29 protein-coding genes and 2 pseudogenes are annotated in these 26,394 nt (G+C 34.5%); 24 read left to right on the forward strand and 7 right to left on the reverse strand.

Translation table 11 applies throughout. The features are described from left to right. Positions 1-16: 16 nt before the first annotated feature. Complete coding sequence (locus L3081_RS19335; protein ID WP_242287856.1) at positions 17-724, forward strand: hypothetical protein; 708 nt, start codon at positions 17-19, stop codon at positions 722-724. Positions 725-773: 49 nt separating this feature from the next. Here L3081_RS19335 and L3081_RS19340 read toward each other — a convergent pair whose 3' ends face one another. Further along, positions 774-1,091, reverse strand: a complete 318-nt coding sequence (locus L3081_RS19340) for a hypothetical protein (protein WP_242287858.1) — start codon at positions 1,089-1,091, stop codon at positions 774-776. Positions 1,092-1,428: 337 nt separating this feature from the next. Here L3081_RS19340 and L3081_RS27340 point away from each other — a divergent pair, with 337 nt between their 5' ends. The 8 genes from L3081_RS27340 (at position 1,429) to L3081_RS19375 (ending at position 12,412) form a co-directional block, all read left to right on the forward strand. Beyond that, positions 1,429-1,557 (forward strand): hypothetical protein, encoded by a 129-nt coding sequence (locus tag L3081_RS27340; RefSeq protein WP_274620659.1) that lies wholly within the window; start codon positions 1,429-1,431, stop codon positions 1,555-1,557. Between the two features lie 39 nt (positions 1,558-1,596). After that, complete coding sequence (locus L3081_RS19345; RefSeq protein WP_242287860.1) at positions 1,597-3,195, forward strand: hypothetical protein; 1,599 nt, start codon at positions 1,597-1,599, stop codon at positions 3,193-3,195. A gap of 251 nt (positions 3,196-3,446) precedes the next feature. Beyond that, on the forward strand, positions 3,447-3,842 hold the full coding sequence (locus tag L3081_RS19350; protein WP_242287862.1) for a PDDEXK-like family protein: 396 nt from the start codon (positions 3,447-3,449) through the stop codon (positions 3,840-3,842). 181 nt (positions 3,843-4,023) lie between these two features. After that, the gene (locus tag L3081_RS19355) at positions 4,024-7,203 is read left to right on the forward strand and encodes a sacsin N-terminal ATP-binding-like domain-containing protein (RefSeq protein WP_242287864.1); all 3,180 of its coding nucleotides are present in this window, start codon (positions 4,024-4,026) and stop codon (positions 7,201-7,203) included. Between the two features lie 103 nt (positions 7,204-7,306). Next, positions 7,307-7,789, forward strand: coding sequence for a hypothetical protein (locus L3081_RS19360; protein WP_242287866.1), 483 nt, complete (start codon positions 7,307-7,309; stop codon positions 7,787-7,789). Beyond that, positions 7,752-9,428, forward strand: a complete 1,677-nt coding sequence (locus tag L3081_RS19365; RefSeq protein WP_242287867.1) for a protein NO VEIN domain-containing protein — start codon at positions 7,752-7,754, stop codon at positions 9,426-9,428. Before L3081_RS19360 ends, L3081_RS19365 begins: the two co-directional genes overlap by 38 nt. Next, on the forward strand, positions 9,428-11,110 hold the full coding sequence (locus L3081_RS19370) for a nuclease-related domain-containing DEAD/DEAH box helicase (protein ID WP_242287868.1): 1,683 nt from the start codon (positions 9,428-9,430) through the stop codon (positions 11,108-11,110). The genes L3081_RS19365 and L3081_RS19370 overlap by 1 nt, the downstream gene beginning before the upstream one ends. A 432-nt stretch (positions 11,111-11,542) precedes the next feature. Further along, positions 11,543-12,412 carry a substrate-binding periplasmic protein gene (locus L3081_RS19375; protein ID WP_242287869.1) on the forward strand — a complete coding sequence of 290 codons (870 nt, stop codon included), beginning with the start codon at positions 11,543-11,545 and terminating at the stop codon, positions 12,410-12,412. A 288-nt stretch (positions 12,413-12,700) separates the two neighbouring features. Here the strand turns inward: L3081_RS19375 and L3081_RS19380 are convergent, their stop codons facing one another. After that, complete coding sequence (locus L3081_RS19380; RefSeq protein ID WP_242287871.1) at positions 12,701-12,838, reverse strand: hypothetical protein; 138 nt, start codon at positions 12,836-12,838, stop codon at positions 12,701-12,703. Positions 12,839-13,156: 318 nt separating this feature from the next. On the opposite strand from L3081_RS19380, the gene L3081_RS19385 reads away from it, so the two are divergent. From L3081_RS19385 to L3081_RS19410, 6 genes and pseudogenes are all read left to right on the forward strand, one after another. Then, positions 13,157-14,242: a hypothetical protein gene (locus tag L3081_RS19385; RefSeq protein ID WP_242287873.1), complete on the forward strand. Its 1,086-nt coding sequence runs from the start codon at positions 13,157-13,159 to the stop codon at positions 14,240-14,242. 180 nt (positions 14,243-14,422) lie between these two features. Then, the gene (locus L3081_RS19390) at positions 14,423-14,983 is read left to right on the forward strand and encodes a diguanylate cyclase (RefSeq protein WP_242287875.1); all 561 of its coding nucleotides are present in this window, start codon (positions 14,423-14,425) and stop codon (positions 14,981-14,983) included. Continuing rightward, positions 14,984-16,093, forward strand: coding sequence for a 3-oxoacyl-[acyl-carrier-protein] synthase III C-terminal domain-containing protein (locus L3081_RS19395; protein ID WP_242287877.1), 1,110 nt, complete (start codon positions 14,984-14,986; stop codon positions 16,091-16,093). Positions 16,094-16,097: 4 nt separating this feature from the next. Next, positions 16,098-16,565 carry a hypothetical protein gene (locus tag L3081_RS19400; protein WP_242287879.1) on the forward strand — a complete coding sequence of 156 codons (468 nt, stop codon included), beginning with the start codon at positions 16,098-16,100 and terminating at the stop codon, positions 16,563-16,565. Beyond that, positions 16,556-16,786, forward strand: a complete 231-nt coding sequence (locus tag L3081_RS19405) for a hypothetical protein (RefSeq protein ID WP_242287881.1) — start codon at positions 16,556-16,558, stop codon at positions 16,784-16,786. The genes L3081_RS19400 and L3081_RS19405 overlap by 10 nt, the downstream gene beginning before the upstream one ends. After that, positions 16,779-17,614 (forward strand): annotated as a pseudogene (locus L3081_RS19410) (DUF6999 family protein). Before L3081_RS19405 ends, L3081_RS19410 begins: the two are co-directional and overlap by 8 nt. Before the next feature lie 72 nt (positions 17,615-17,686). Here the strand turns inward: L3081_RS19410 and L3081_RS19415 are convergent. Then, entirely contained in the window at positions 17,687-18,091 is a 405-nt protein-coding gene (locus L3081_RS19415) for an RNA-binding S4 domain-containing protein (RefSeq protein ID WP_242287885.1), read from the reverse strand. 538 nt (positions 18,092-18,629) lie between these two features. On the opposite strand from L3081_RS19415, the gene L3081_RS27345 reads away from it, so the two are divergent. The 3 genes and pseudogenes from L3081_RS27345 to L3081_RS29225 all read left to right on the forward strand — a co-directional run bounded on the left by L3081_RS27345 (position 18,630) and on the right by L3081_RS29225 (position 20,283). Continuing rightward, on the forward strand, positions 18,630-18,764 hold the full coding sequence (locus L3081_RS27345; protein ID WP_274620660.1) for a hypothetical protein: 135 nt from the start codon (positions 18,630-18,632) through the stop codon (positions 18,762-18,764). Positions 18,765-18,805: 41 nt separating this feature from the next. Continuing rightward, complete coding sequence (locus tag L3081_RS19420; protein ID WP_242287887.1) at positions 18,806-19,693, forward strand: branched-chain amino acid aminotransferase; 888 nt, start codon at positions 18,806-18,808, stop codon at positions 19,691-19,693. A 297-nt stretch (positions 19,694-19,990) separates the two neighbouring features. Then, positions 19,991-20,283, forward strand: a pseudogene (locus tag L3081_RS29225) (GFA family protein). On the opposite strand, the gene L3081_RS28585 reads toward L3081_RS29225, so the two are convergent. Continuing rightward, complete coding sequence (locus L3081_RS28585; RefSeq protein ID WP_338027432.1) at positions 20,243-20,338, reverse strand: SDR family oxidoreductase; 96 nt, start codon at positions 20,336-20,338, stop codon at positions 20,243-20,245. The pseudogene L3081_RS29225 and the gene L3081_RS28585 sit on opposite strands and share 41 nt — an antisense overlap. A gap of 31 nt (positions 20,339-20,369) precedes the next feature. Between L3081_RS28585 and L3081_RS19430 the strand changes: the two genes are divergently transcribed. From L3081_RS19430 to L3081_RS19445, 4 genes are all read left to right on the forward strand, one after another. Further along, a complete protein-coding gene (locus L3081_RS19430; protein WP_242288219.1) occupies positions 20,370-20,588 on the forward strand; it encodes a hypothetical protein in 219 nt (72 codons plus the stop codon). 26 nt (positions 20,589-20,614) lie between these two features. Next, positions 20,615-20,866, forward strand: coding sequence for a hypothetical protein (locus L3081_RS19435; RefSeq protein WP_242287888.1), 252 nt, complete (start codon positions 20,615-20,617; stop codon positions 20,864-20,866). A gap of 9 nt (positions 20,867-20,875) precedes the next feature. After that, the gene (locus L3081_RS19440) at positions 20,876-21,064 is read left to right on the forward strand and encodes an ASPIC/UnbV domain-containing protein (protein WP_242287890.1); all 189 of its coding nucleotides are present in this window, start codon (positions 20,876-20,878) and stop codon (positions 21,062-21,064) included. Between the two features lie 138 nt (positions 21,065-21,202). After that, positions 21,203-21,922 (forward strand): Crp/Fnr family transcriptional regulator, encoded by a 720-nt coding sequence (locus L3081_RS19445; RefSeq protein ID WP_242287891.1) that lies wholly within the window; start codon positions 21,203-21,205, stop codon positions 21,920-21,922. A 32-nt stretch (positions 21,923-21,954) separates the two neighbouring features. Here L3081_RS19445 and L3081_RS19450 read toward each other — a convergent pair whose 3' ends face one another. The 3 genes from L3081_RS19450 to L3081_RS19460 all read right to left on the reverse strand — a co-directional run bounded on the left by L3081_RS19450 (position 21,955) and on the right by L3081_RS19460 (position 25,360). After that, complete coding sequence (locus tag L3081_RS19450) at positions 21,955-22,914, reverse strand: dihydrodipicolinate synthase family protein (RefSeq protein WP_242287893.1); 960 nt, start codon at positions 22,912-22,914, stop codon at positions 21,955-21,957. 83 nt (positions 22,915-22,997) lie between these two features. Beyond that, a complete protein-coding gene (locus L3081_RS19455; protein WP_242287895.1) occupies positions 22,998-24,152 on the reverse strand; it encodes an L-lactate dehydrogenase in 1,155 nt (384 codons plus the stop codon). A 32-nt stretch (positions 24,153-24,184) separates the two neighbouring features. After that, a complete protein-coding gene (locus L3081_RS19460; protein ID WP_242287897.1) occupies positions 24,185-25,360 on the reverse strand; it encodes an alpha/beta fold hydrolase in 1,176 nt (391 codons plus the stop codon). Between the two features lie 241 nt (positions 25,361-25,601). Between L3081_RS19460 and L3081_RS19465 the strand changes: the two genes are divergently transcribed. Next, a complete protein-coding gene (locus L3081_RS19465) occupies positions 25,602-25,808 on the forward strand; it encodes an alternative ribosome-rescue factor A (protein WP_420839770.1) in 207 nt (68 codons plus the stop codon). 77 nt (positions 25,809-25,885) lie between these two features. Continuing rightward, on the forward strand, positions 25,886-26,383 hold the full coding sequence (locus tag L3081_RS19470) for a hypothetical protein (RefSeq protein ID WP_242287901.1): 498 nt from the start codon (positions 25,886-25,888) through the stop codon (positions 26,381-26,383). The last annotated feature ends 11 nt before the right edge of the window (positions 26,384-26,394 follow it).

Here is a 26,394-nt window from a genome sequence, read left to right on the forward strand (position 1 = left end):
AAATAAGAGAAGTAATTTGAAAGTATCAATTGGTTTTAATCGACACTTAGAGTCGAACTGGCTAGCTCAAACAGCATCTTGGGTAGCAAATGGCATTGAAGGCAAAGAGTTAAAAGATAAGATTGATTTATTACTTACTCCTGATTTTACTAGCCAAGTAGCCAAGGATAAAACACGTAATTTACTTTTTGGGATTTGGAGTAAATTACCAAAACATATCCCAAGTGATTTTCAACGTGATGCTGCTAACTTATTGATGGAGTACAGCGAATTTAATTTGGTGTTTCATTGGGGAATGATGCTTTCAAAATACCCGTTCTTCAAATCTGTAGTTGAACAAATTGGTCGGTTAACCAAATTAAATGACTCATTTTTATATTCTCAACTAGAGCAAAGAATTACTGAAAACTATGGTGATACTTCAACCATAAAAAGAAGTATGCAATTCGTGATAAGAACTTTGATGAACTTAGAGTTACTAGCTAATCCTAAGCAAGGTATATATCAACTTAGAAAGCCTATTCAAGTTAATAATCCATCAATAAAAGCTTGGTTAGTTGAAGCTAGTGTTTATTCAGCGCAAGTAACAAGTCGAAGCTTAACCGCTATTAATGATGAAAATGTATGGTTTCCATTTGAGCTTTATTTCGATGAAAATGATCTGAGTCATAATGATCGCTTAGAAGCACACCATCAAACCGCTGATGTGATAGTGTTTGTTTAATAGTCCCTAATTAATTTATAGCCAGTGTTCCGGTATTTAATGAAAATAATTAATGGAATTTGTGTCGAGGGGCTGAGCGAAAAGCTTTAATTTCTTGGGGAGAGCAACCTTGGCGTAATAGTTCAAACTCGCTTAGTTGGATATCATCATATTGCCCATTGTCTAAAATTTGATAAAGGCTGCCTGTTTGAGTTTTTACTAATTTAGTCTCTAAGTTGAAAGCGGTTATTGCAGATGTGCAAACGTAATCTCCCTTTAAATATCGACAACTGCTGTCATCAATTACTGTTCCGTATAGGACCTTACCAATCAACAGATTTTCATCATAAACAGAAACAACGAACCAGTCGGTAATCACTGTATTCATATCTAACACCGTCAAAAAGATTATACCTAGATTTTAGAGTATAAAGTGATCACAACGCCAATAACTTTTAGTCTGATTGAGAAGAAATTTAAGTACCAACTAGTCTTTCTCAATGTTTATTGATAGTATTAACCTGGATTAACTAAGGCGCTGATAAATATATATTTTAATGTTTATTTATTCTTTTTAGTCTTAACTAATATTACGATTAATTTTCTTGTTGCCAAAACGCCTGCATCTTATTAATTAACCATGATTTAAAGTTCGTTTCGACTTCACTGAGTTTATTCAAAAACCAGGAAGTATTTTTTATATTAACTTTAAAGGAAATTTAATTATGGCGAATAACAACAACTCTAGACCACCATCAAGCCACCCAGGTCCAGGTGGTAACTGGCCAGGAACCACTGGTAACAAGTCAGGTGGTAATCGAGGAAATGCTGTCCCTAAAGGCGGTAAAAAATAAAATGGAGTTTGGCCCCTTATATTGGGGCCTTTTATAATTATGGAAAATATAGAAATTTCATTTCCCACTATTGGCGAAGTAGTTAGGGAAATCTTTAATTGCTCTGGGCTGCTGCCACAAAAAGAAGATCCAAATAACTCAATATTATCAGCTAGCGACAAGAAAACGCTTCAAATGCAATTGAAACGACTTGCTGATGAAAGCTCAAAAATCGACGGTAAACTTGATGAGTTATTAATTACACTTAAAAAACTTCTCATCAAAGCGGTCCCTAATGAACGAGTTGCCTGTTTGATTATGGAATTCGTAGAAGAGCTTTTAGGCAATTACAAGGTTGTGTTAAAAGATGATGGAACATACCTAGGTAAAAAGAAAGCGACACAATGGTTCATTAAGGTTTATTTGTTAGATAGATTGGTCATTTCTTTTTATAAAAACTATCTACGGTTTAATGTTGTTGATGAGAAACTCAATATTCCTGATCTGATTTCTTGGGTGCTGCCCGAAACTAATAGCAAAAAAACTACTTGGCCTTTGGCTCATGCGTGGAAGCTCATTTATAGCACCTTTTCTATTAGTCAGTCAGCTTTTCACCACCCAAATAAAAATTCAGACGACTATAAAGCGATTCAAAATCTAGAAAAGGCACAATCTTTGGGTGGTCTGAAGCAGTTGCCAAGTGTTAGCTCTTTGTATGCAAATCTAGATTATTCATTAGAATTACTAAATAAATCTAAAGATGCGAAAACACATCGTATCGTCAATGCTAAGCAAGTAAATGAATTCAAGTTAATCCTATTTATTGCAAGAGCCGCCACTTTCTTTTTTAAAGAGGTTCAAAAATCTTTTGGGGACGATTTTCTTTTAAATGTGTGCACACACATAAAAGGGCAATCAGGCAGGTTGTTACGAATTAACAAGAAAATTGGAAAAGACCTAGACTCAATCAAAGCGAATTATACAGATTTAACGACAGAAGAGATTGATGAGATAAACTTTCAGTATGTTAGTCGGTGTTGGCAAAATAACGCAATAAAACAAGAAAAAGGTGCACTTCTTTTACAGGAATACATTGAGGCTGACGCTTTTAAAGACTTGTCTGAACGTGAGGCTGCAATGGTGCGTATTTCATGTGTAGGCTCTTTTCAGGCTTATAGAATATTAGAAGCAGAGAAGTTTAATACTCTAGAGAATATGCCAATATCGTTCCCTGAATTTTTGGTAAAAGGGCTAGAGTTAAAGAAACGTATTACTTCCCTTAGCCAAGCTAAAGGCTATGAAAAAGAACTGAAAGATAAAGGACTTGAAGAAATTTTAGGGTGGTTATCTGATTGGTGTTATGCAAATTTTTATTACCGTAATGAAGATAATGAAAATGCGAATTTTTTTTATAAAAAAGCTTTCACTAAAGCAAAATACTCTGCGGGAGAAAATCAATATACCTTAGTTAATCAATACATTGAGTCTTGCGCTAAAAATAATAAATACCGAGACTTTAAAAAGGCTGTTGCTTGGGCAAATTACCTTGGTTTAAAAGTTAGATGGCTAAGAGGTTGGGATGATCCTGAATCAGAAGAAAGTTTAAAAGGGCTATTTAACCTTATGGGGCAAGATAAGTTTAGATATGCTCAATTATAAGTTGGTTGCTTTAGTTTTTTGTATTTCTTAGATTTGTTTTAAGCTTTATCACAGGCTCTAAAGCCTGATAATAGTATTAATGCATGATACCCGTTATGGGAAATTGCAAGGCCGGCAGCCTCTCTATTAGATACAAACCATTTAGGTTGTATGGTGATATTAAATTGGCGGTGATCTTTTATAGATACCGGGTTCGCAGCATATAGAGGTCCCTACTGGCCTGCGGCATCAATTTTATATTGGATATAACTATGCCTGTAAAAAATGCAAACCGCACAGCACCCGCAAATCAATATTATAAAAACACCTCTTTTGAAACGTTAGCCGCAAGTTGGTTTACCTATGATGGTTGGGAAGTTTTCGTTCCTGTTATTGACCATGATATGAAAACAGACCTATTGGTGAGTGATGGCGTTAACTTCTACCGGATTCAAATTAAAACGGTTGAGTCAGCAGATGAGTCTCACTTAGTTGAAAATAAGTGGGGTGATGCCAAAATCGATTATGTTATCTATTTCTCGAAAAGTGCTAATTGGGGTTATATATCTAAACCCTTCAAGAAGCGCAGAAAGCGCTTAAATTCTCCAGACAATATAAAGTTCCACCAACATCATAAGCCGTTTATTAAAGCGCTTAGTTTGATATAGAAAATAAATAAAGTTAGATCGATCCTGTATTTAACTAAAGTTATTATTAGAAATTTCAGGTGATTATGATTTGTGTTACAGTGTAGATATATAAGTAAAACATAAAAGATAATATACTTGTTAACAGCCAGGGAAGGTCACTGATATTATGATTTTCTAGTTATTAAGATAAGGATTTCACATGTCGTTTGAAGTTAATTATGAAGAAGATTTAGTTTCTAGAATTAGAGACCTTATTGATGGTTATTCAAAAAACTCTATATTGAAAGAGTATCTGCAAAATGCAGATGACTCAAACGCAACCGAGCTAATAGTTACTTTTGATAAAAGACGACACTCTTCATTAACTGATTCTAAATTTGAAGTAGCTAGCGGACCATCACTTCTACTCTTTAATAACTCTCAGTTTAAAGAAAAAGATTTTAAATCAATTGTTAAAATCAGTGCACAAGGAAAGGTGGATGATCCAAATTCTACCGGACGTTTTGGCCAAGGATTTAGTTCCGGCTTCAGTATATGTGACCATCCTACATTTATTTCTAACGGTAGAGCCTATTGGTTTGATGTACTTAAAAGTGCGGTAGCAAAAGGAAATAATAAAAGTATTCAAGGTTGGGATTTAGGGCAAGATCATGAAGAAATTTCTGAATGGTTAACAACTTTCAATTTAGATAATGAAAATCCAGGGACTACATTTCGATTACCATTAAGACATAAAAATACTGCACGATTAGGAAACATCAGTCATGAAGAGTTTACGTTTGATGACTTCTTGATATGGTGTGATGAGTGGAAAGATAATTCTTCAGGTTTATTGTTCTTAAGACATATTCAAAAGCTAACTTTACAAGAAATTAATGAAAATAATGAAAAGATCATTCATGTTGAAATAAGCACAGAAAACACTAAAGAAATACATGATATTAGCAAACAAATACAAAATGAATTTACAGATGGGCTTTTAAATATATGTTCAGGCCGGAAAAATAGAGCAGAAGAATTACCTCTTTTTACATATCAGCATCATTTTAAAATAAATCACTATGACAGAGAAAAGCAAGCTGTTCATAAGACGGAAGAAAGTTGGGCGGTAGTTAATGGTTTATTCAGGGGGGAAAATGATGTCTTAATAGATCAGGCTATAAAGGTATTAAATATTTCACCTAATCCTCGTAAAGTCCTTCCTTGGGCCGGAGTGGCGATTAGACTAGATGAAAAAGGAAATGTAAAAAAACTTGAAAAGTCTAATTATCATGCATTCCTACCATTGCCAATTAAATCTAAACACTCAGTTAACATTCATGGGTGGTTTGATCTAAACCCTAAAAGAACAGAGATTACTTATGATGGTTCAGGAAACGATAAAGAAATATTAATAGAGTGGAATCAACTATTATTTAAAGAAGCAATTGGTTGTGCTTGGGCGTATTTGATTGACTTTATTAAGCTTAATTGCTCTTCAACTATTTACTACTCCCTATGGCCTAAGAATAATGATGACGAGTTTGATGAATACCTTTTAGACGGATTTTATAACACTATATATGAACTTGCCTGCTTAAAAACCAAGTACAAAAAAGAAACTATCTGGAGTAAGTCAACAGATGAAATTTACTACCTTCCAAAAACTACAAAGAATTTATTCGAGGCAATTAAAGAACATTTTTCAATAATTTCACCCAAGCCTCCATTAAATGTTATCAATGGCTTTCGTGATATTGAAACAGAGTTAAAAATTATTTCCCCTGTACAGGTAAGAAACTTTTTGACTGAGGAAGCAGAGAATATTGAGTTTCCAGTAGATTTAAATAGTATTCCAATCACAATGATCTCAAAATTGGAGTGGTTAAAATCAATTTTAATTTATTGTGCGGAAGCCGATGACGATCAAGATTTTAGTTACCTAGACTCGCTTCCTTTAGAATTAACAATTGATAATAAAGTGAATATCATATCTGGCAATAGACTCTTAGATAACAGCCCAAGGCTTTCTGTATTCGAACTAGATAAATCTCTATTTATACATCCTGAAATAATTGAGATTGTTAAGAATGCTGAAGAACTACCTCCATCATGGTTAGTTCCTTCTCTAAATAATTATTTAACTGTTCTAAATGAACATATTGAATCATACGATCGTACAAAAAAGGAGTGGTTGAAGAACGTTATTTCTTTGATTGTTAAAGCTAATGAAGTTGAAATATTAGATGCTCTTGGGCAGATTCATGAATTAGAAATTGTATGTCAACATGATTCCACATTTGCAAAACTTCAAACAAGTAAAAACTCTCCTTTTTTTGTAAAAGAAAATGAAGTCTCTAATATCCACTTTCTATTAGGTACAGGTTTGAGTACAGTTCACCCAGAGTATTTGGATATCTATAATCCTATACTCAAATGGAATAAGCATGGATTAATAAAAGAATTTAATTCTCATACATTAGCCAAATACCTGCTTTTAGTTCCTGTTGATGACTACCAGTTTTTTAATCAAAAACCTACAAGAGAGTACTTAATTGATATTTTGGCACAAGACCTAACATGGATGGATGACCTAAATAGCAATGAAAAAAAATACTTGAATGAAATGCCTTTTATTGCAACCGAAAGTGGAAACGTTTATTCGAAAAGTGAAGACGTAAAGTTATATCTTCCTGCCGGTTTTGTTCCGCCTAAGCACATTCAAAAGTTAAAAGGAGAGTTTGAGATAATACATACAAACGATGATAGAGAGCATCGAATGTATTTAAAAATGGAGATTGAGGAACAAACACCACAAAACTACCTTAAACAAGTTATTTTGCCATTTATTGATAATTCTCCATTAGTTGAAGATGTTATAAAAATATCTGAATGGCTAGCTAATAATTGGAAAACCTTAGTTAAAGACTTGTCTGAAGATGAAGAAAGCGAATTGAAATTAAGCTTGTCTTCAGCTCATTTTGTTATTGATTCTGAACGTAACCTAAACCTTGCAAGTAACTACTATCATCCAAGTTTTTTCGCTACCCTCCCTAAGACTATTCAAGATAAAAAGTATTCGCCATATAAATTTGAAAGTCCAGAAACTCAGAGTAATTGGTTAGACTTGCTATCAAAAATAGGAATCTCAAATACAGTAATTCCAGAACATATTGTTAACGTTGTCAATTCAATCGTAGCAGAAGAAAATGTACTTAAATCAGTCGAATTAATAAATTTTATATCTAATTTTTTCGAGATATTTGAAGATATGAAATTTGAAAATAAGAATATTTTAATTTATCTGTCAAAGCGGCTTGGGTTCCTTCCGAAGGAGTTCGTGGAAGGGTGTTGTGTCCAGAGGAAAAGTATCAAAAGTTACGAACACCAAATGAGTTAATATTAGGTCGAGATTACAAGAGGGTGGTGGTGCGCATTATTGTGTTTCTTCAGAAATAAAGTTAGGAAAGAAAGATATAGATGGCGAGTACTCTGAAAAACAGATGGCAGAAAAAATCGGTATATTAGCAACACCAACAATGTCTAGCATACTCAAGAGTTTTCGTAGGCTCATTCATTTAAACAATTCAGGGAAAAGCTACGACAAAAGAGTTTCTGAATATGCCAAAGAGTTTTATAAATATGTAGGACTTAATAATGTATATGAGAGCCAAATACCTGAAGATATAAAAGAAAAGTCAATTTTTATTAAAGGGAATTGGTTACCATCAAGCAGTGTTTTTCAACAGCTAATTGAGCTATCAGGAATTTATAGCCGGGATGAGTTAATTGTCAATGATGGTAAAGAGTCAAGATTAGCTGAAGGGCTTATTAAACTGGGAGTTTCTGAACGGCCAGATAATGAATATTTAGTCAGTTTTTTACGTGGTTTGCCACAAAATCAAAAGTTAGAAAAACAAAACCTCAAAGATGCTAAAGCTATATTGTTTGAATTACAAACCAAACTTGTCGGATATCGATTATGATAAGGTGTTATTACTATCTCGCTCTGATAAGTTACTGACTAGTAAGAGTCTTTACATAAAAGATTTACCCTCATATGATAATTCTGATAGAAAGAATGAACAGATAGACTTCTGTCAGCAGCAATTTGAAAGATTAGCTAGAAAATGCGATGTCGTTTCGTTAGCTGATAAAATAACACCAATCTTAGATACCGAACAATCGAAAAATTCATCAGAAGGTTTGGGGATTTGGGGGGATGCTATACATAGTGAGCCTTTTAAATTCTCAATTTTAAGATTAGTTTATCATGAGGGTAACATTGATGAAGGCGACATTAATCATGATGCAATCGAATCAGTATTACCTTCAGAGCTTTACTTGATGGATTCCATCGTAGTGAAGTACTTTGTGGGGGATATTTGGGCTTATGATGATTTACATGCATCAACGTTTCAAGATATAGCTAATAGCTCACTCTATCTTTTGAATCAAGAAGATGATGAAGACATGTGCGAAAGTATTGCCACTTTCATAAGTGACTCTTCTGATTTAAGTAGAAGTAGCTACAGTTTGATAAGCCGAATTCTTAGAAATAAAATATTTACTTTAGAAGAGATAAATTATTTGCCGGATTCCAAAAATATAAAATCTTTACCAGAAGCAATTATTGTAGATGATAATATTTCACTTTATGGTGAAATTGAAGATGAATCCTTAGATGATGATCATAGCTTTGCAAGTGATTTAGAGAAAAAACTTACTGAAACAGATTTTTTGAGTGATAGCGAAAAATTAGAATTTCAAAATACGGATCTTGCTCCACCTATTAACCCCAAGTCAACAAAACCATCTGATAGTAATAATAAAGGCTCAAATGGTAGAAGCGTTAGTAGCTCTAATCGAAGCTTTACCAATAATCAAGATTCAAGGCCCAATCAAAGTGCTAATAATGACTCATTTAATAATAATGACTCATTAAATAATAAAGATATAAATCGACTTTCTCACACATCAGAAAACCCAAATAAGATTGTTAGTCCAAATGATAGAAAACCTGTATATGTAGGTAAAGAGAAAGAAGTTGAGTCTGAATCTACGCTAGATAAAAAAGGTTTTGCCACTGAAATTGGTAATAAAGGTGAAGATTATATTATAAAACATTCATCTGATTACATCCTGTCGAAATCGAATAGACTAGAGAAAGCGTCTGTAAATAATAAAGGTTTTGATATTCGAGAGTTAAATTCAGAAGGTGATCTTGTTAGGTATATTGAAGTGAAAACACTAACAGGAATGTGGGCCGAAGGGGGAGTAGCCGTAACAGAGTCGCAACTCGAATTTGCCCAAGTAAATGATGAATGGTGGTTATTTGTTGTTGAGAATGTTAATTGTAATAATCCTAGTGTATATGTTTTTGAAAACCCAGTGCAAGAAGCAAATCGCTTCATGTTTGATCATAGCCGGAAGCAGCTCAGTAAAACTGCTGTAAAAGTGCAAGAAAAAATACCTGAACAAGGCGAGAGATATAAATTGTCTGATGGAATATATGAAATATGTAAGGTTGATACGAAAGGTAAGCTTCATAAAGTCACCATTAAAGAAGTTGGTTCTGATAAGAAGTTAACGAAAAAGTATGATCCGACATGGGAGAAGTGTTAATGGCGAACATTATTCCATTATTGTCTGATGAACAGATTGAAAAAATATCATCAAAAGCAGAACAAAAGCTTTATAAAGCTCTTGCGGAACAGTTACCTAAAGACTGTTTGATAATCCACTCATTAGAGTTTATTAAACAAACCTCTAAATACAAAAGTCATGGAGACCGAGAAGCTGATTTTGTTATTTTCTCACCATTATATGGGGTTTTGGTTGTTGAAGTTAAGGGAGGGGGGATTCAATATGATAAGTCGATTGATCAGTGGTATTCAATAGATCGTTATAAAAAGCAACACGAAATAAAAAACCCTGTTAGACAAGCAAAAGATGCTAAATACGAGATAAAAAATCATCTCCAACAAAAGCTAGGCAAGACGAATATTCTTCTTGCTCACGCGGTAATGTTCCCTGATATCGAGCATGCGGGACCTTTAGCGTCACCAGAAATGGTAACTGAAATCATAGGAACAAATGCTAATATTAAGAACCTTAATAATTGGGTAATAGATGTTTTCGAGTATTGGTCTGGTGAAAACTCTAAACAAGATAAACTTGGAGTAAATGGAATTAGAGTAGCTGAGCAGATTTACGGCAAAAAAGTTTCTATTCAGCCCTCCTTACGCTCAATAATTGAGAAAGAAGTACAAAAACAAATTGAATTGACTAATCAGCAAAAAATTATTCTTAGACAATTAAAAAGAAGGAAAGAAGCATTAATTGAAGGAGGAGCAGGAACTGGAAAAACAGTTTTGGCTTTAGATCAAGCTGTCAGTCTTGCTGAACAAGGATTGAAAGTCTTACTTCTTTGCTATAACCAAAAATTAGGCGATGCTCTAAAAGTTAAATCACAACATACCAATAACCTTCACTCTATGAGTTTTCATGAGTTTTGCTCATGGAGAGTTAGGCAAGTAAAACACAATACAGATCGCGATTTAATTGAAGAGTCTAGGCAAGTATATCCACAAGATAATTTATATGACGTATTGATGCCAAATGCATTAATCAATAGCTATGACCTAGCACCGATTGAATATGATGTGATTTTAATAGATGAAGGGCAAGATTTTAAACCCGAATTTTGGTTTGCTATTGAAATGTTAAAAGATCAAAAAGAAGATACGAAGCTATATATTTTTCAAGATTGTAATCAAGCAATTTATTCAGAGGTGACTGAATTACCAATTAGTTGTGAACCATTATATCTCTTCGATAATTGTCGTAATACTAAGTTTATACATGATGCTGCTTATAGGTATTATAAAGGTTCTGAAGTTGATGCTCCTGAACTTAAAGGAGAACCAATTCAACTAATCGATAAAATCTCCTTAGAGCACCAAGCAGCAGAAATTGATAAAATGATATCTAAACTAGTAAATACAGAAAGAATTACCTCTGAAGATATTGCGGTAATAATTATAGGATCATTTTTTCAAGCTCAAGAATTACTATCAAAAACGAAGAATAACCATATGTGGGCTTTTAAAGAGTTTTCACCTAAATCAAAAGTTTTAGTCGAAACAGCAAAAAGGTTTAAAGGATTGGAATCAAAGCTGATTTTTTTATGGGTTGTTGATGAACAAAAGGTCGATGAAAAATTACTTTATGTATCTATTTCACGTGCTAGACTTAGGTTATGGATAGTGGGTTGCAAACCATTTCTTGATGGTCTGGATTTATAATAGATTTGTGAAATCATGTGGACCAATGAATCCCTTATACACAAAGGGATTCTGGCTTGTTTCTAACTTGATCTGTTTATTATTTTCTTTTTCCTACAACAGTATATGCTCTAGTTTCCAACCTCGATTGCTTTTAAGCCCTTCCTAAGCTATTGAAAAATATAGGGGCAGAGTTTCCATCCTGATCTGTCGTGATCACTGTTTGATATACAAATAACAAAAAGCGAGCTGATGCTCGCTTTTTTGTTTAGCGTCACATAAAGAGGTGATAACGCCGTAAAATGTCCAATAAACGCTGTCCGAAGGATTCGGCTAAAAGCGTTTTACTCTTTGTTGAGCTGTATTAGCTAAGAATGACTAGGCTACACACTACTCGCCGCGATTAAAACGCTTTTATCTCGAACAAAATTGATCAACAGGCCCTAATAAAAAGTGTTATTTTGTGGTCAGTTGTTTTATGGTTATTTGCTACAGTATGCTTATTATTACGTTTCAATATCTATTTTAAAGGTTGCTATGAATTCTATTTTTCCTCTATTTTTATTTTGTTTAATAGGAGTAATACCATTTTATGTGAAGGCAAGCGATAGAGTGTTAGCTTATGTAGAGCAAATACCGCCGTATATCTTTATTAGTAATGATAATATTATAGGGGCAGCAGTAGATATATTAGATGAAGCTTTAAAAGAAAGTGGTATAGAGATAAGTTATGAAGAAATTATTTGGTCGCGAGCTTTATATGAAAGTAAAAAAAAGCCAAATATTCTCTTAACAGGACTCATGAGAAACGCTTCTAGGGAGGACAAATTTCACTGGTTATATAAATTACCCCTTAACAGCAATAGAGAAAGAGTTTTTTTGTGGCAATTAAAGAGTAAGTCTGAAGAAAATAAGAAAATAGGTTTAAAAAAAGCTTCTATTTCTGTGACGCAGGGGGATCATAAAAGTAAGGCTTATAAAAATTATCTTGAAAGTTTAGGTTATCAAGCCAACATTTATTCTGTCGGGGGGCGCGAACAGGTAATTCATATGCTGTTTAAAGGGCGAGTCGATTATATTCTTGGTGGTGAACTAATTAATATACAGAAATTAAAGAAATTGGGCTATGACCCCGATATGATTGAACGGACAGTAGAGATACCTTATATAAGGCAAGGTTTATATATAGCTATAGGAAATCATACCGATATGGCACTTGTTAACAAAATTAAAAAAGCTTTAGTTGATTTAGAACAAAGCGGGCGAGTCAGTGAGATTATGTCATTGTGGCTTAAAAGAGCAGAAAAATCTTCCTCACCATAGAATACGTAAACCGAGAGAACAAGTTGGTGAATAAATAATAATTCCACAAGCAGTAATAGCTAGAAGCTATGCCAACAGTTAACTGTATAGTTGATGTGTACGGTAATTGCCATTGGTTCTTCGAGAGGGAGATTAGCGGCATTTCTTCAGTAACTGATAGTTTCTACACGCATAATAATATCCATTGTTGCCTTACTTTTAGTGTCCTAAATATAGTAGAAATAGACAAGGGAGCCACGGCTCCCTTGTAATCTATTAACTCAGCAGTTTTACCGAGTAACTTAGTTATTATTGCTCAAGTATTTCACGTTGTTCAGCAACTTCAATTCGGATATCAAAATCACGAGGTAAGCTCTCATTACTATAATCAAATGCGGTCGCTTCAGTTGTGTTGTCAGCGCTTAAATGTGTTTGTTGATTTTGCATATGTAAATAACCTCTATTAATAAGATTTATCTAATATGTAATATTATTACGTATTAATCAATCAAAATTTGTATTTTTATGATTGTTTTTGTTTTATTTGTTGTTATTTTATCAAAAAAATAAAGGTTTCAGAAAGGGCAATAAGACCTAATAAAAAAACTAATAAAATGGTATTTCTGTCGACATATAATATCAAAAGCAATTCTTTTTCAAATGCATAATTAATGCATAAAATGTATTATTACAATTCATAGAAAAGAGCTTAGGGTCTTTTTTACTGTTATGCTCAATTATCAAATACGTTAAACGGAATTAAAAATGAAAAACATTATTGTATTGTTATTTAGTATTATTCTTGCCTCTTGTGTAACAACTAAACCTTATACTAATCAATTTAACGGAAAATATGCCGTTGTAGACGATAGTTACCGTAATAGCGGCCATTTTGGAGGCGGTACACATTATTTCTTTATTGAAGATATTGATGGAATAAAACAAAGTAATGCCTTTGAAAGAGCAATAAACACTCTGTCCAATAACTATAATCAATTTGGTTTTACTCGAAACATTGCCGCTAAAAATATGAAGATCACACTAGCTGCAGGGACAATGTTTAGAACAGGTTTTAATGCTTTAGCATCTGACTCTGGTTATTTTGGCGTTAAGGGGATAGTTGATTTTACAGGAGAGATAGGAAAACACTATTTAATTAACGGTGTGATATTGAAAGATTATTCGGCAGTATGGATTGAAGATGGGTTTGGAAATGTTGTTTCTGAACTAGTTGAATTAGGCCACAATGCTAATAAATTCTCCCTAACTGACGGACAGAACTTAAATAAAAATAATAAACGAAAAAAAACGCGTTCTGAGCTTTTCTCTACCATCATGACAGGAGAAAGTTCGCAATTAATAATCTATAAGTTTGGTAAACCTACAGAGGTTTTATACCCCGAAAAAAATTCGACTTTTATTTATCAAGGTTTAGGAAAAATAAAGTTCATAAGACGCAACGACAATGAATCCTTCGTCTATATGATTATTCCTGACATAGATATTATTAATTTGTCAGCAAGCTCAGTTTACTCTTTAATTAATCCTGCAACTGGCAGAACTATTCGTGAACTCGCGAAAGAGTATTATGGATTGAATATTACAGATATTGAAATATTGGATGTTTTTGCTGATAAAATTTGGAAAGAAAGGAATAGTAAAGATCGATATATGAGCGATGGAATTGCTTGGTTATGCAAAATACTTGGCCAAAGTCAGAACTACCGATACAAGATGCTACTGGAAACGCTGTTGGATTCAAAACAATCTAATTTAAAAACACGGCATGTGAAAGCTAGTTTAGCGAATCTTGTACAGAAAGATGTCCCTCAATTTAAGTTTAAGTCATAGCGGAATAAATCGTGAATATGTCAGACATTTGACTTCCTAAATATTGATAGCGATATTCTTAATTAAATAAGAAAAACTTACTTAATTTCAATCACTAATAGGCGATAGCCTGTCAAACAGCTATTTATTTCGTGTTGATTCTAGTAGTATTTGTTTTTTTTAAAATAATGGATTATTGAAATGGACACTTCGGTATTACTAATTAATGCAATGTTATATGTTTTTTTACCTTTGTGGGGAATAGCAGGTTTTGCTGATTGGTGCTGTCACCGTGCTACAAAAATTGAAATCACTTCGGGTATTCAAGAATCGTTAATGCATTCTTTAATGGGCATTCAAATGGGTATTCCTATATTGATGTGTTTGTTGTTTGAAGTGAATGTACTTATTTTACTTATTTGCATTATTACATGGATTTCGCATGAAATTGTCGCTCATTGGGATGTACGGTATGCGGCTCCAAAGCGTGAAATATCAATATGGGAAATGCATGCGCATACCTATTTAGGCTCGTTACCGCTGTACATGTTAACGTCAATATTAGTGATTAATTGGGAGCAATTTCAGTTACTAATGACGTTAGAGTGGGCGGGAAATATGTCATTACTTCCACTTGAAAACCCTCATGGCACGACATCATATTTACCCGCTTATTTAATTTTTATGGGTATTGTGTGTGTATTTCCGTATATAGAAGAAAATCTGCGTTGTTTAAACGTATATTTAAAAAAAGGAGTTTAGGTGAACGTTTATATTAATAGTACCGGGCATTATTTACCGGGCGACCCTGTTGGCAATGATGAAATTGAAGATGTTTTAGGTTTAATAAATGGTAAAAAAAGCCGCTTAAAAAATAAAATACTTAACTCTAATGGCATAGTGCAACGACATTACGCCATTAATAACCAACAACAAACGCAAATATCAAATAGTGAAATGGCAGCAAGTCTTGGTGTAGCTTGTATTGAAAACAGCTATCTTTCTCCTACAAAAATACAGATGTTAAGTTGTGCCACTAGTCAAGGTGATATGGTGTTACCCGGCTTTGGAAGTATGGTGCAAGCCTCATTAAACCTTTCAGAAGTTGAACTACATACTAGCCACGGAATTTGTTCTAGCAGTATGATGGCGTTAAAAGCGGCCTTCACTAACATAAAATCAGACTGTAGTGAAAATGCTTTAGTGGTTGCTAGCGAACTCACTTCAAGACTTTTTAAAAATAAGCGTTATGAGCAAGTTGAAGGTAACGAAGTTGATTTTAATGCTGAGTTTTTACGTTGGATGTTGTCTGACGGGGCAGGCGCGTTACTTTTAGAAAATCAACCTAGACCTACAGGAAAAAGCCTGAGAATTGATTGGATCAAAAGCTTTTCACATGCCAATGTTTATCCGGTTTGTATGTCGGTGGGTACGGCTAAAAATGAAGAGCATAAAACTTGGCAAGACTACGATACCTATGCTGATGCCGAAAAAGCAGGGGCATTAATGCTGCGACAAGATGTTCGGTTATTAGATAATATTGTGTCAGTTGGCGTACATGGTTTTTTAAAATTAATTGCCCAAGGTGATGTTGAAGTTAACAAAATAGACCACGTGTTATGTCATTTTTCGTCTAAATATTTTAAAAGTAAAATCTTTGACATGCTTGAAACCGCAGGAGCTAGTATTGAGGAAGAAAAATGGTACACCAATTTATATGAAAGGGGTAACACTGGCTGTGCATCTATTTTTATTATGCTTGATGAATTTATTAACACGCATGATTTAAAGGTTGGTGAAACTATTTTTTGTATGGTGCCTGAAAGTGGCCGATTTAATTGTGCTTATATGCACTTAACTGTAGCGGAGTAATTTTTTGATGGAACAAGTTGTATTAACCCCTTTAGGACAAAACTGTTTACAAGCATTATTAAAAGTTTGGTTAGATTTTGATTTAGCTTTGTCTAAAGTCGCTATTGTTAAACGATTAGAGCAAGGGAGATTAAGCCTTGAAGATTACCAAAAACTGTTACTTAATTTACGCCAGCAAGTAATTGAAGGCTCAAGGTGGATCAGTAGAAGTGCGTCAAGCTTTGACCGCGATTACTCCGATATACGTTCAACCGTTATACATCATGCACAAGAAGAACATCGAGATTATCAATTATTAGAAACAGACTATGTTGCTGCCGGCGGTGAGCAAAGCGTGATTGAATCAACAAAAAAAAATATTGGTTCAGAAGCGTTACATGGTTTTTTAATGTATAGAGCAAGTCAGCCTAATCCGGTTGATTTAATTGGCGCTATGTGGATTATTGAAGGTCGGGTAACAAAATGGCAATGAAATGGTCTCGGTATATTAATGAGCAATTTAGCTTTGAAAACAATGCGACAACTTTTATGGATTACCATGGTGAAAATGACGAAAACCACCTACAAGAGCTTTATAACCTGATTGATCGGGTAGCCACTTCGCAAAAAAACATTGATGACATTATTCGCACGGCTAAAGTGGTAGCTAAGTTATATCAGCTACAATTAGAAGAGGTTGATAACCATGAATAAATCGCGTAGCGCTTATTTACAAGCCATAAGTACAGACGATTCATTACCAATACAAAGTGAAGCGGCTAATTTATGGTTACAAGATTTAGATAATAGATTCCGGGTATTAAGACCTATTTTACAATTTACCTTTGCTATTTTGTTGCATATTGTTTGGTTTATTAAGCGATTACCTTTACCTCAGTTTAGTGCGCATAACACCTTACAAAAAACAATTTCTTGGTTTTGTAAATACTTTGTCTCTCCTGAAGCCAATTTACTTATTTTAAGGCACTACGCGACAGAATCTAATATTTTAAATTTTTTGTCAGAAAATACCGGCTATGAACATCGAGTTAATCTTTACCCAAAAACAATTAACGATATGTTGCACAGTACATTTGTTGATCATGACCAAGAACTCTTTGATTGTTTTATCAAGTTAGGTAATAGCAGTAAAGCCATTAACCACAATGCTAACACGCCTTACCAATGGCAGAGTTGGCAACCTATTAATATGGATGAATTATTAGTTGAGAAAAAGGCGACTCAAATTTTAGACTTTGAAACCTCCCATGCTTTGTTTATGTGTTTATTTTGTTTGTTACTTAAAAAAGATGAATACAGAGACGCAATCAATGGCTTTAATTTAGACCAATCTATAGCCATAAGAATTGGCCGTATCATTGGCGAAAATACCTTAACTGAGTGGCGTATAACAAATATCCACAGTATTTAGTTGGTCCTTGGAATTTGGGACAGCGCTTTTTAATGCATGGTTTTTTTACAGAACATTTATATGCAAAATTAGAAGAAATAAGACAAGCAGAAATATCAGGAAATAGCTGAATAAGGAATACTAAAACCTTAGATTAATCTTAAAAAGGCGCACCAGAAATAGGAATGTCCAACTATTGGGGGTCACTTCAATGATTCGCCTTTTTCGCTTCTTTTATAGTTACATAGTTCCATGGTTTCAAGGAAAAACGGGATGGTTTTATGTTTCAGATGAAAGATCCCGTACTTTACTTTTAGCTCTTTTTTTCTTTGTTCTTTTTTACTCGCTAACACGACAGTATTAATAAACTCTGCTGATTTTTGGCCGGGATTATAAGCGACTTTAATAGTTTTACCGTTATATTGAATAATATCGCCGTGGCGAATTTTTTTACGTTTTTGAACAGTAACTTCATCATTTACTAAAACATTACCCTCACTGATCATGGTTTTAGCTTCGCCGCCGCCACCAACCATATTGGCTATTTTGAGTAATTTACAAAGTTCTATAGGTTCAACACAAATGTCGAAAATTGGGTGTTCAGACATGAAATACGCCTAATGATTTTAAATAAAATAATTACTGATATTCTAACATGTATTGAATAAAACTTATATTAAGGATGCTTTATTATGTTGAACAAGCATAGACAGTAAATACGCGCTGCAAGAATAGATAAAAACATTAATTATGTCATTTATACTTCCCTCTGTGTCAGGATAGTTATTATTATGTTATTTAACCTCAGCTCGGCTTAATAAATGTTCTTCTAGCAGTTTTTTTTACTAACTTCGGCGTTAAATTCACTTGCAATAGTTCCCTATTGACGCGTAAATAAGCCTTGCTTATTTTGCGGACTAAAGTATTAAAACTATCAAGCTATAAGTGAACTAAAATTTTAATGTTTATTTTTCAACAGGTTAGCCGTATCTTAAACAAGACTCAGGTTATTTAGAATCAAGAGCCTTTTTTTTAAAAAAATTAACAACAATTTTTACTAATAAACACACAATATCACTGTGAACAATAATAATAGACTGTTATATTTACGGGTATATTTTACTTATACAATTTCGAGGAATAATAATGTCGATAGAAGTAAACTCACTCGAGTTTGAAAAACGTCGGTCTTGTCCAGAATCATACAGTTTTGGTGAAACTTTTTCTGATCATATGTTCACCCAAGATTACTCTGCGGATAAAGGCGGCATAATGCTTTAATTAGTCCTTATCATGCATTATCGCTTGACCCTTCAGCGGCTGTGTTTCATTACAGTCAGGAAATTTTTGAAGGACTTAAAGCTTATCGTAAAGCCGATGGTAGTATTAATTTATTTCGTCCTCAAGAAAATGTAAAACGTTTTAATCGTTCAGCAAAACGCATGGTTATGCCTGAAGTAAATGAAGAAGATCACCTACAAGCGATTAAAACATTGGTTGAACTTGATCAAAATTGGGTTCCCAGTCAGCATGGTTCATCGTTATATATCCGCCCAACAATGATTGCTACTAGCGCTAAACTAGGTTTAGGCGCGAGTGCTAATTATTGTCATTATATTATTGCGGGTCCTGCCGGTAGTTATTTTAAGGGTGGATTAACCCCAATATCAGTGCATGTAGCTGATAAGTATCGCCGGGCAGTAAAAGGTGGTGTGGGTGAAGCTAAAACGGGCGGAAACTATGCGGCAAGCTTATACGCTTCTGAAGAAGTGGTTAAGCAAGGTTACTCTCAAGTGTTATGGTTAGATGCGGTTGAAGGTAAATATATTGAAGAAGTTGGTGCGATGAACATCTGTTTTGTTTATGAAGGTAAACGCATTGTCACACCTGAGTTAAGCGGTAGTATTTTACCCGGTATCACTCGAGATTCTATCTTAACGTTAGCGCCAACGTTAGGTTATGAAATTAGTGAGCAGCGTTTAAATATTGAAGAAATTCTGGCTGACATTGACAGCGGTAAAATAACCGAAGTATTTGGTTGTGGTACAGCAGCGGTAATATCACCTGTAGGAAACCTTGGTTTTAAAGGTAAAGATCATATTATTAATAATAATAAAACTGGTGAGGTTTCTACTAAACTCTATGATGAGTTGACAGGCATTCAATATGGTACTCGCGAAGATAAATTTGGATGGATTGTTTCTATTTAAAGTTTTTGTGTTTGGATGAGAGATAACTTGAAAAAGTGATGATTCTCTAATGTAACAAAGTATAGGGCTTTAAGTGTCTAGTGAATTTGGTGTCCATAATGCTGTTTACAAGTAGAAAATAAACTATAAGTACTATAAGACGACAGTTATATTTAAAAAATGTATGAATATAACTGTTGTTAGATAGCCATTAAATCAGTAATAAATGAAGTTTGTAAGCGACTGAATTATGATTGAAATTAACGGTAGTTGTCATTGCGAAGACATTACTTTTACTGCGGTAATTGAACCAGAAAAGTGCGGGTTTGTCACTGTATTGATTGTCAAAAATTATCTGGTACTGCTTTTAGAACAACCGTGACGTCTGAACCTGACGGGGTGATTTTTACAAAAGGAAAGCAAAAGAATATATTAAAATCGCAGCAAATGGCAATCGTAGAGCACAAGGCTTTTGTCAGCACTGTGGCAGTAGTCTCTATGTTACAACTGAAGAAAAGTCTAACCGAATTTATGGTATAAGGGTAGGCACTCTTGAACAACGCAATGACCTTATACCTTGCTTTCAAACATGCCAGGACAAAGCGCATTAACTCTAATGTTATTTTCACCTAATTCAACTGCTAAGTTTTTGGTTAATCCTATTATTGCAGATTTAGATAATGACGGTTATCAAGATTTGCTGCTTTCCGACCACGGTTTTTCAATTAAATTATACTGGAATAATAATAGAATATACGGCAAATGTATTGATCTCATTGTTGGTGATACCCATGGTATTGCTATCGGCGACTTTAATAAAGATGGTGTTACCGATGTTTTGGTTTCTCGAGGTGGGGGCTCTGGAGATAACGCGAGAAATGCTAAACTTTTTCATATCAATATAAAAGAGAAATAAGTGAAGGTAAGGAATTTATAGAGCCATTGAAATTAATGCGTGGCAGAACGTCAAAATTCTATGATGGCGATTTAGATTTATTATTATTCGGTTTTCCTAGCAATAATGGAGAAAAAGATGTTCCTAGCTATTCCTACAAAAATGATGGTAAAGGTCAGTTAGTTTTTCGTCATATTTACCCAAAACAAATAAAGATGGACAAAAATTGTTGCTTACAGACTTTAATGAAGACAATATTAGTGACTTTGTGTTGTACGGCGATGGACGTATTACTCTGAACCAAGGTAATGGCATGTCAGAAATCACAAATAAGAAGAGTTGGCTCATCAAGCGCTCCATATTCTCAAAGTAGGGATACTTTGATCCATTTTGGTTTGGGCACTTGTCAAAATATTGATCGTATTGAAATTCAATGGCCAACGGGTGAGAAATATGTATCTGATGAAATAGAAATAAATAGCATACTGAAATTGTAGAAGTATATTGGTCATCTATCCGTTTGGTAAATTTTAGATATTAAGGTGTTTTCCATTACAAAAAACTTGTTATCACTCACTATAGGGCTAATAATATCAGGCTTATGTAACGTCAATTACATTATTAAGTTGTAACCAATGTTAAAGATATCAAACCTTCACAATTGGCTTTCTCCACTCCCTAATGAAATATTAGCCGAGATAGAGAGCTTAATGAGTGTTCGAACCTTAGTTGATGGTGAGGCGCTATACCATTTAGGTGATAAGGCTAACGAACTCTATCAAGTTGTAGAAGGTGTTATAAAATGCAATATGCACAGTCATGATGGTAAGGAAGTTGTGATTGCCACGTTTTTGTCGGGGGATACTTTTGGTGAGTTAGGTTTGCTAGATGGTTTGCCTAGGGCAGCCAATACTTTAGCCGTAGGTAATACAACCATAAGAACGTTAAATAAAAAAAACTTTAATCGACTAAGTTTAAAATATCCTGAAATTAATGCGCAACTGCTAGTTATGTTTAGCCACAGGATGCGTATGGCATTTACTATTAATACCGATAGTTTAACACTCACGTTAAACAAACGTTTAGCGCGTTATATTCATCGTATTGCTGTTAGTCGCAGTGTAAATGAAAATAATGATAACGATGTGCTTATTGATATTTCGCATGAGGAGCTTGGACGGATACTGGGTGCCTCTCGTCAAAGTATTAGTAAAGAGTTAAAGCAAATGGAAAAGGATGGTTTGCTTGAAATAAAATATGGGAAGGTCATTATTAAAGGTTCTCATATCTTTTCCAGTCAATACGACTACCTTATAGGTCATAATCAAATTACGCCAGATTACAGCGAAGAATGATTAACTAATTTAACTAATTTAATTTAAACAAGTTAATCTAGGTAAGTTAATTGCTTAAGAATTCGAGCTATTTTTTCAGAAGCGCCATTCGCCAGACCCGGCAAAGGTTTTCTTACCGTAGACTTTATCGGTAATCCTAATATTTGTAATGCTTCTTTAGTATTTGCATGTGAACTTGCTACATTTTTGAGTAGAGGAATAGGGCTGTTACTCAATACATTGAGTGCTAAAATTTGAATAGTAGCGGGAATATGTAGCGTATTGACTATTGGCAAAATAGATTTTAACGATTGACTGTATTGTTCAATGTTATATGTGTCTGCGCTACTAACCGCGTTAAAATAGGCATTAACTTGCGCGGGCAATATTGATGCAATAGGGCAAATAGCACCGGCAGCGCCTTTATTGACTAATTTTTCTAATAGTAAACTTAAACCACTAAAATAAAGTGTTTGAGGCATGTTTTTTAATATTTTTTTTGCAGTAGGTAAGTGCATAGAGCTGTCTTTTATACCAATAATATTATTGATAGACAGTAGTTTTATTAACTGATCAGATGAAAAATATCGTCCAGTAACTTGAGGGAAATAATACAGTAATATAGGTACAGAAGCAGAATGTGCGATTGTTGAAATTGCGTGATAATAATCTTCAAATGTACTTTGATAATATTCATTCAATAAAAGCAACACGCTATCTATATAAGGTGTGTATGCTTTTATTTTTTGTAGTGCATGATGACTACTATAAGCATTAATTCCGGCGATAAGTGTTTTTTTGTTCTGTAATTTTTCAGACACCATTCTAACCATAAGGTATTGTTCATTATCTGAAAAGTAAGGTAACTCACCGCCACTTCCTAGGATGGTTAAACCTGCAATCTGGGTTTCAAGGTAATGTTCAATACATGTGTTTAAGCCGTCAAAGTCAATACTTTCATCGTCTAATAATGGTGTATGAATCACGGGATATATACCGCGTTTAAGTAGCATAGATATTCTCACAGGTAGTATTTTTATACGTTTAATAGTAAACAGACCAATAAATCAGGCTGATTGGTGTTATGTACTCATACTTAGTAATCGATTAAATCTGACGTGATCTCGTCTATATGGTTAACGCCCATTAGTCCCATAGCCGCTGCTATTTCATGGTGGAATAGTGTTAAGAGTTTATTAACGCCATCTTCGCCTTGAGCTGCCATTGCATAAACCCAGGGACGACCAATTAAAACGCCTTTTGCGCCCAAAGCAACGGCCTTGACAACATCAATACCATTTCGTATTCCACCATCTAAATATATTTCTGCTTGGCCACCTACCGCTTTGGCTATAGCGGGTAGTTTACTGATTGTTGACGAGGTACCATCTAATTGTCGTCCTCCATGGTTTGACACAACAATACCATTGGCGCCGGCATTAATGGTTGCACGAGCATCGTCCGGCTCCATTATGCCTTTAATGAGAATATTCCCGTGCCAATGTTTACGAAGCCAAGCTATATCGTCCCACGTTGCGCTTGGGTCAAACTGGCTTTCAACAAACGCTTTGTACTTATCTAAATCATTGGCGCTGTTAACTTTGTGCATAAGATTACCTAACGTATGAGGCTTGCCTTTAATGCCAATGTCATACAACCACCAAGGGCGAGTAGCGAGTTGTGCTGCTTGAGATATTTTACCCTTGAGTCCTCCACCTAACATACCATTTCTATAATCTCTTAATCGTAATCCAGGTAAAGGTAGATCGACCGTAAATATAAGTGTTGTACAGCCATTTTTTTGTGCTCTGTCTAGCATTTCAAGTACAAAATCGCGATCACGAAGCATGTATAATTGAAACCAGAAGGGTTTATGCGTGGCATTATAAACTTCTTCAACAGAGCACACGCCTACTGTAGATAATGTAAATGGCACATCTACCTTGTTTGCTGCCTTAGCAGCTTGAACTTCCCCACGTCTAGCAAATAACCCTGCCATACCTATGGGGGCTAAAGCTAATGGCATAGAACATTTTTCACCGAGCATTGTGGTTGAGGTGTCAACCTTAGAAACATCGCGCATAACGAATTGTTTAAGTTTAAAGTTTCTAAACTCTGCGGTGTTAAGGCCCAGAGTTTCTTCAGCATTTGCACCACCTTCAATATAGTCGAAAAGGAAATTAGGTAAGCGTTTCTTTGCTTTCAAGCGATAATCATCAACACTCACAGGTATTACATTATATTTACTCATCGACTATCTCCGAAGTATTCACTGGTTTTTATCTAATTGCGCTTTTTGGTTTTTGCCAAAAAATCGATCATTATCTTGTTAACTTGCTCTGGTTTTTCTTGCTGTACCCAATGACCTGCACCCTCAACAAAATGAATATCTAGTATTGGTAATGTTGCTTTCATTGCTTCAAAATTACCATAGCTTTGGTATGGTCCCCAATCTTTAGCACCTGCAATGAACGTTACCGGTACTTCAATATTTTTTCCTGTATAGGCTTTTATCGCATCAAAAAATTTAGGATTAGTTGCGCATCTGTAAGAGTTCATTGTGCCTTGAAATTGGGTACGCTCAAACTCATTGCTAAACACTTGAAGTTCGTTGTCAGGTAGCCATTCACACGCGGCAATTTCTTCTTTGCTTGGCATATAATCCATCACTTGTTCTGGCATAGTTTTGTTAAAGTCCATAACATAATATGTAGGGATTTTAGCGAATTCCTCTAAAGACTTGGCTTGTAATGGATGAGGGGAATTTTCTAGCCAATCGCCACTTTTTGCATGGTTATACGCTCGCATAAAGTCATGTATACCTTGCGGAGCATTCATAATCTCATCATTAGCTTCTTTCGAAGAAAAGTACATTTGATAATGTTTGCGTGGTGGTGATAATGACGCTAGTTGATCTTCCATGCTTTTAGTTAACGTAGGATCATACTGTTTTTCATCATCGGTTAAGTTTGCGGTGTTAAATGGAAATTGAGGGCTGCCTGGCCAAGGGGTGCTCATGATGATAAGTGATGTAAATATATCGGGTCGTATTAACGTACACAGAGCAGCTAAAGGTGACCCAAAATCATGCCCAACAACGGCGGCTACAGATTTGTATCCAAGGGCATACGCTAAGCCTATTATGTCACGGGCATTATTATAAAGTGTGAAGTTTTCTAAATCACAATCAAAGCCTTCTTCCCATCCTGTTGTTCTACCACTACCTCGAAGATCTGGTGCTATGACGTGGTAACCTTGTTCTGCTAGGGGAATAAGTTGCTTGCGCCGCCTATAAGCAAGCTCAGGATGTCCGTGTAATAGTATTACGAGAGGGCGGTCTTTTGTTTCAAAGCCGGCTTCAAGAACATGAACTTTTAGGCCATTGTTGTTGTTTACAAATCGTGATCTGATGCCAGGGTCAAGGGTATCAGTTTCATATGCGTTGTTTTGAGTTTGCATAATGTTATCCTGTTAATTCAATTGTTATCTGTTTTAGTCAGTCATTCGATAGTTAAATTTGTTTTAATGTAAAAACAATATTTATTGTTATCTATCCTGACACAGACTATTGGCTAGAATTGTCAGCAATCTAACATTTGAACAATTTATTATGATAAAACTATAGTGTTTTCTATAGGTTAGATTGTATAATAAGTAGGCATTAAATGAATGTCATTTCAACACAACCTTTAAAGGAAATATAATGAAAAAACACAAAAAAGTATCAGCGAAAGTTGATAAAAGTGAAACAGAGTTTGGCCGAGGAAAAATTAAAGATAACTTTTTAGCTGCATTAGTTACTTCTAAATTGTATAAAATGCAGGTGGTTAAGGCTAAAAAAGGCAAGGGCTCTTATCAACGTAAAGCAAAAAATGTAAGACGAGAGTCTTATTTAATAGCGGCTTAAGATTTAATTCAAAGCCACTATTAAATAAAACTCTTCTATTGAACTTCTCCTCATAAACCACATTAAGGCTACCCTAAATGGATACGCTAACGCTTGATATACCATTTGATTGTCGTTTTACTTGTTGGTTTTGTGGTGAAGGCTCTTATCAAACTATTGTAACTAGCATATCAACACACCAAGATAATTATTTAGTTAACATACCTATTTGTGATGAATGTAAATCTTACCAATGTCATGACGAGGAGATTTCATTAGTCAAACTTGGTAAACAGATTAAAGAAAAGATAGTGTTGCGAAGCGCTAAAGCGTTGTCGATAGGCGCTAATTGGACGGAATCAGAATTACAAGAATCAGCGTTAAACGGTAGTGCATTTGATGGCTTTAAAAAAAGTGGGCGGCAAATGTATTTAATTGCCAAAGAACGGGTTAATTATAGCGGTTGGGCGTTAAGTGTTGATGGCATACCTATTGATGCTGAAGATATTTTAGATGATGAAGAATACGAGTTCGACGGGCTTACTTTCACCAGTTTTATAAGTATCCGGATTACCTCAGTCATTCTTTTTCACTAAATAAAACGTTT

The sequence above is a fragment of the Colwellia maritima genome (genome assembly GCF_022669015.1).
In the GTDB taxonomy this organism is placed as follows: Bacteria; Pseudomonadota; Gammaproteobacteria; order Enterobacterales; family Alteromonadaceae; genus Colwellia; species Colwellia maritima.

Bases quoted from the DNA above. Each gene is read 5' to 3' on its own strand.
- L3081_RS19340 (WP_242287858.1), bottom strand. From the start codon at position 1,091: ATGAATACAGTGATTACCGACTGGTTCGTTGTTTCTGTTTATGATGAA.
- L3081_RS19370 (WP_242287868.1), top strand. From the start codon at position 9,428: ATGGCGAACATTATTCCATTATTGTCTGATGAACAGATTGAAAAAATA.
- L3081_RS19360 (WP_242287866.1), top strand. From the start codon at position 7,307: ATGGCAGAAAAAATCGGTATATTAGCAACACCAACAATGTCTAGCATA.
- L3081_RS19415 (WP_242287885.1), bottom strand. From the start codon at position 18,091: ATGTCTGAACACCCAATTTTCGACATTTGTGTTGAACCTATAGAACTT.
- L3081_RS19460 (WP_242287897.1), bottom strand. From the start codon at position 25,360: ATGCAAACTCAAAACAACGCATATGAAACTGATACCCTTGACCCTGGC.
- L3081_RS19385 (WP_242287873.1), top strand. From the start codon at position 13,157: ATGAAAAACATTATTGTATTGTTATTTAGTATTATTCTTGCCTCTTGT.
- L3081_RS19440 (WP_242287890.1), top strand. From the start codon at position 20,876: ATGGCATGTCAGAAATCACAAATAAGAAGAGTTGGCTCATCAAGCGCT.
- L3081_RS27345 (WP_274620660.1), top strand. From the start codon at position 18,630: ATGTCGATAGAAGTAAACTCACTCGAGTTTGAAAAACGTCGGTCTTGT.
- L3081_RS19345 (WP_242287860.1), top strand. From the start codon at position 1,597: ATGGAAAATATAGAAATTTCATTTCCCACTATTGGCGAAGTAGTTAGG.
- L3081_RS19450 (WP_242287893.1), bottom strand. From the start codon at position 22,914: ATGCTACTTAAACGCGGTATATATCCCGTGATTCATACACCATTATTA.
- L3081_RS19390 (WP_242287875.1), top strand. From the start codon at position 14,423: ATGGACACTTCGGTATTACTAATTAATGCAATGTTATATGTTTTTTTA.
- L3081_RS19470 (WP_242287901.1), top strand. From the start codon at position 25,886: ATGGATACGCTAACGCTTGATATACCATTTGATTGTCGTTTTACTTGT.
- L3081_RS19405 (WP_242287881.1), top strand. From the start codon at position 16,556: ATGGCAATGAAATGGTCTCGGTATATTAATGAGCAATTTAGCTTTGAA.
- L3081_RS19355 (WP_242287864.1), top strand. From the start codon at position 4,024: ATGTCGTTTGAAGTTAATTATGAAGAAGATTTAGTTTCTAGAATTAGA.
- L3081_RS27340 (WP_274620659.1), top strand. From the start codon at position 1,429: ATGGCGAATAACAACAACTCTAGACCACCATCAAGCCACCCAGGTCCA.
- L3081_RS19445 (WP_242287891.1), top strand. From the start codon at position 21,203: ATGTTAAAGATATCAAACCTTCACAATTGGCTTTCTCCACTCCCTAAT.
- L3081_RS19380 (WP_242287871.1), bottom strand. From the start codon at position 12,838: ATGCAAAATCAACAAACACATTTAAGCGCTGACAACACAACTGAAGCG.
- L3081_RS19455 (WP_242287895.1), bottom strand. From the start codon at position 24,152: ATGAGTAAATATAATGTAATACCTGTGAGTGTTGATGATTATCGCTTG.
- L3081_RS19350 (WP_242287862.1), top strand. From the start codon at position 3,447: ATGCCTGTAAAAAATGCAAACCGCACAGCACCCGCAAATCAATATTAT.